The organism is Vibrio sp. S11_S32 (assembly GCF_014694465.1).
Taxonomy (GTDB): Bacteria; Pseudomonadota; Gammaproteobacteria; order Enterobacterales; family Vibrionaceae; genus Vibrio; species Vibrio algicola.
On sequence record NZ_JAAUWS010000120.1, the window covers coordinates 1 to 1,246 of the forward strand.

Genomic DNA, 1,246 nt, shown 5'->3' on the forward strand with positions numbered 1-1,246 from the left:
TCTATTTCCCGGTAACTTAATTTGTACGCTAAGTAATAACGAAGTGCTTGCATGATGATCTCTTGCGGGAAATGGCATCCTGAAAAGTTAAGTTTCATGTTAATAATACTCCGTTATTGTGACGTTGCATTATCAATATATCGCTTAACTTCGTCAACTTTGCGACAGAACCCATACATCTCCTTTAATAAAGTTTAAGTGAGATCATCATCAGATACTCGGTCTTACGGCATCACTGTAGTTTTTGTTTGACTCAGTAGGGTCAACTCTGCTGTGAGCGATTGCGTTAAATCAATCTGCTTTTGTTCCATTAACGCTTCCAACGCTGGATAAAGAACGCCGAGTTTCTGCTCAAGCGTCTCTTTGATAGTATCAACCACAACCTGGGTGCCGCGTTCAATTTCAATATTGAGCCAATCTCCTGCCTGCTTGTCGCTAAATGTGGTCACACGTCGGGTCTCCGGAATGAGCCATACTTCAAAATACCCTTGTGTCTTATCAACATCTGAAAGGGTCAAACTGCAACCGTTGATCGCGATGTACCCTTTCGGAAAGATGTAACGGCCCCACTCCTCGGTATAGGCGATGCGGACTCGGCAATTACCCTCTATTTCTTCAACATCGGCAATTTGAGCGCGAAAATCGACGTGTCCCGACAACGGGTGCCCGCCGATCTCGGCCCCATCTTTAGCTGCTCGCTCGACATTGATGAGCTCCCCGGTAATATGGCGGCCTAAGGTGGTCACATGTAAACTTTGAAGAATCACATCAAACTTAACCCGAGTAGGGCTGAGGATTTCTGTTACCGTAAGGCAGACTCCATCTACCGCCACACTAGCCCCTATATTCAGTCCCTGACAAAAGTCTTCTGGAAACTCAACGTCAAACGTTCGAATGCCAGCGTGATCATCCACAGCAGCAATTTTGGCCACGTCTTGAACAATGCCTGTAAACATATTTTTGCTCCATTTCTATCCAATCGGTAGTGCTCTTTCACTCCGACAGTTTAACTAATGAACGCCATTAGCGTCTTTGACGATCTATCTCAACAATCTGTCAGCAGATACTGAATTTTCAGATCTTCCCCGACCGACTCACACGGGTTCTGTCGCAAAGTTGACCCTAGATTCTCAGAATAACCGACACACTTGGTATAGACACGAGAGCCAGCTGCTCGTAGGCTGAAGTTCTCAAACAATAACCAAGGTACCCACATGGGGAAACAATACAAACAGCTGACTCTTGT

General features: G+C 45.4%; 2 protein-coding genes and 1 pseudogene. All 3 read right to left on the minus strand.

Going from position 1 to position 1,246, the window contains the following annotated elements:
- Nucleotides 1-98, minus strand: a pseudogene (locus tag HC723_RS16820) (IS6 family transposase); the annotation flags it as partial.
- Nucleotides 99-224: 126 nt separating this feature from the next.
- Entirely contained in the window at nt 225-956 is a 732-nt protein-coding gene (locus tag HC723_RS16825; RefSeq protein WP_190339910.1) for a riboflavin synthase subunit alpha, read from the minus strand.
- A gap of 89 nt (nt 957-1,045) precedes the next feature.
- Nucleotides 1,046-1,246 (minus strand): hypothetical protein (locus HC723_RS17570; protein WP_238925534.1); only part of this gene is annotated, 201 nt, incomplete at its 5' end.